The organism is Wolbachia endosymbiont of Glossina morsitans morsitans, assembly GCF_000689175.1.
GTDB classification, from domain to species: domain Bacteria; phylum Pseudomonadota; class Alphaproteobacteria; order Rickettsiales; family Anaplasmataceae; genus Wolbachia; species Wolbachia pipientis.
The window spans coordinates 1-2,855 of sequence record NZ_AWUH01000118.1; the positions used below are offsets into that span (position 1 = coordinate 1).

Consider the following 2,855-nt stretch of genomic DNA (forward strand, 5'->3'; position numbering starts at 1 on the left):
TACTTTCATGACATCGTTTACTATGTGCCATATTGTAATGTTCGTACAGTTGTGGAATGAATCGCGGTATGACGTGTTGCTTGGATCAGCTATAGTATAAATATACTAGTGGTTATAGTTTTCTTATGCTGCCTTTTTGTTATTAGACAACCACAGTATAAAGGAGTGAAACGGATGCAAACAGTAGTGCATTTCTGCACCAAACGTATTACCTTTAACGAATAGTAAAATGTGAGATTTTTTGGAACTACCGTGGAGCAATTGCTCCACGGTTCCATTCTACTTAGAATCCACCCATGCCACTCATTTCTCCTGCACCCATAGGAGATGAAGCATTTTCTTTGCTTGGTACATCAACTATCATAGATTCAGTAGTTATCAGCACACTCGCAACAGATACCGCTGTTTCAAAAGCAATACGCACCACTTTTGCTGGATCAATCACACCAGCTGTAAACGCATTAGCATAATTCATAGCCTCAACGTTGTATATAAGCTCTTTATCATTCTGCTTAATCAAATAGTCAATTATAACAGCAGATTCAAGACCAGCATTTTTGACTAACCTTCTAATTGAAGCACTGAGAACTTTCTTGATAATGTTTATGCCTATTTGTTCCTCGTCACTTGCGCCTTTTAATTTGTCGAGAACAGATGAAGCATAAAGAAGCGCAACCCCACCACCTGGAACTATACCTTCTTCAATTGCAGCTCTTGTTGCATGCAGCGCATCTTCGACTCTATCTCTACGTTCTTTAACTTCCACTTCAGTTGCTCCACCAACTTTGAGCACAGCAACGCCACCCGATAATTTCGCTAAACGTTCTCTTAGCTTTTCTTTATCATAATCAGAAGTTGAAGTTTCAATTTGAGATTTAATCTGCTCGACTCTAGCTTTCACACTGTCAGAATCGCTATTTTCGCTGACAACTGTGGTATTATCTTTAGTAATTTTAACATTTTTAGCCGTACCAAGATCATCAAGCGTGAGATCTTCCATCTTGATTCCAAGTTCATCTTTTATGACGTACTCAGCACCAGTTAAAGTTGCTATGTCTTCGAGCATCTCCTTTCTTCTGTCACCAAAACCTGGAGCTTTTACTGCAGCAACTTTTAAACCACCACGCAATTTATTGATAACTAAAGTGCTTAATGCTTCACCTTCAATATCCTCTGCAATAATAACCAAAGGTTTACCAGATTTAACAATAGCTTCAAGAATAGGAAGTAAAGGTTGAATAATATTTAATTTTTTCTCTGTAATTAACAGATAAGGATTATCAAGCTCCACGATCATTTTTTCATTATTTGTAATAAAATACGGAGAGAGATAACCGCGATCAAATTGCATGCCAGTAGTCAGCTCAACTTCTAACTCTTTTGAACCTTTACTCTCTTCAACAGTTATTACACCCTCTTTTCCAACTTTTTTCACGGAATCAGCGATACTGTTACCTATATCCTTATCACCATTTGCAGAGATTATTGCAACTTGTGCCACTTCGTCTATTTTCTCTAGAGAAATTGTACGAGACATTAACGCAATTTCCTTTAATATTACATCTTTTGCCTTCTGTATTCCGTTTTTAATGCCAACACGATCGTTTCCAGCAGCAATTGATTTTGAAGCTTCCATTATCATGTTGCTAGTTAGTATTGAGCACGTTGTCGTACCATCACCAACTTTGTCGTTACATTGAGAACAACTCTGTGCAAAGATGCTTGCTATCGCAGCGTTTAATGGTTTTTCAGGCTTGATACCCTTCATCACCTTGTAACCATCTTTTGTAATTTCTAGTGCTCCATAGGGCTTATTAATCCCTACTGTTTTTCCTCTAGGTCCTGCAGTTATTGCTACCGTTGAATCCACTATTGCTGCGACTTCACGAAAGGCTTCTTGTAACTGCTCACCTGATACTACTACATTAGTCATTTTTATCACCTCTTGTTAATAAAAAATTTAGAAAACTATAATAAAACCATTTACAATGCGCTATGTTGCGCTTTGTTTCAGTTTAGTAAAATAAAGACTGCTACTTAATGACAGCAAGTATATCGGATTCCTTCATCACGACAAGCTTCTCATTATTATGTTCTATTTCTGTACCAGCCCATTGGCGATAGAACACTTTATCACCAGCTTTCACAGTTAAAGTTACGCGCTCGCCACTTGAATTGCGTGAACCTTCACCAATTGCTATAACTTCACCTTTAGTAGGTTTCTTTTCAGCACTTGATGGAAGCACAATTCCACCTTGCTTTTCTTCGCTAATAGGCCTGATCAGCACGCTATCATCTAATACATTTAAACTTATACTTGACATTTGTTTTTCCTCATCAACAAATTAACTTACAAGCTCATATATATATACTCGTAAGTTAGATTTCAAGGGCTGGAGCATGTAAAATATGCACGCCAAAAGCAGTTTCTAAAAGAGCCTAATGTTATATAATAAAATTTAGATTTATTTGTAGAGATTTCATGAGTTATATACCATTTTTAAGTCGTGGTGTGATAGTGCTATATGGGCCTGACACTAGAGATTTTCTGCAGGGTATTATAACCAATGATATTAATAAGTTGGATAGCCAAAAAGCCATTTACTCTTTATTGCTTAGCCCTCAGGGAAAATATCTATATGATTTTTTTCTTATTGAATATGGTAAATACACCCTCTTGGAGTGCGAAAACATGCACTTGCAGCAAATAATCGAGAAACTAGATTTACTTAAAACTTATTTGAGGGTAAAGATTAAAGACGTTAGTACACTATATAAGGTTGGGGTTTTGTTTAATACTAAGTTGGCGGAGTGTAGTAGTAAGTCACAAGTTATTTTTCAAGATCCAAGGCACA

General features: G+C 36.8%; 2 protein-coding genes and 1 pseudogene. 1 reads left to right on the forward strand and 2 read right to left on the reverse strand.

Annotation, left to right across the window (positions count from 1 at the left end; translation table 11 throughout):
* Nucleotides 1-283: 283 nt before the first annotated feature.
* Complete coding sequence (gene groL, locus WGMM_RS02855; RefSeq protein ID WP_038249742.1) at nucleotides 284-1,933, reverse strand: chaperonin GroEL; 1,650 nt, start codon at nucleotides 1,931-1,933, stop codon at nucleotides 284-286.
* 100 nt (nucleotides 1,934-2,033) lie between these two features.
* Nucleotides 2,034-2,315 (reverse strand): co-chaperone GroES, encoded by a 282-nt coding sequence (locus tag WGMM_RS02860; protein WP_240991885.1) that lies wholly within the window; start codon nucleotides 2,313-2,315, stop codon nucleotides 2,034-2,036.
* A 167-nt stretch (nucleotides 2,316-2,482) separates the two neighbouring features.
* Here WGMM_RS02860 and WGMM_RS02865 point away from each other — a divergent pair.
* Nucleotides 2,483-2,855 (forward strand): annotated as a pseudogene (locus tag WGMM_RS02865) (YgfZ/GcvT domain-containing protein); the annotation flags it as partial.

Excerpts from the sequence above, each read along its gene's own strand:
- groL (WP_038249742.1), bottom strand. The coding sequence starts at position 1,933 with ATGACTAATGTAGTAGTATCAGGTGAGCAGTTACAAGAAGCCTTTCGT.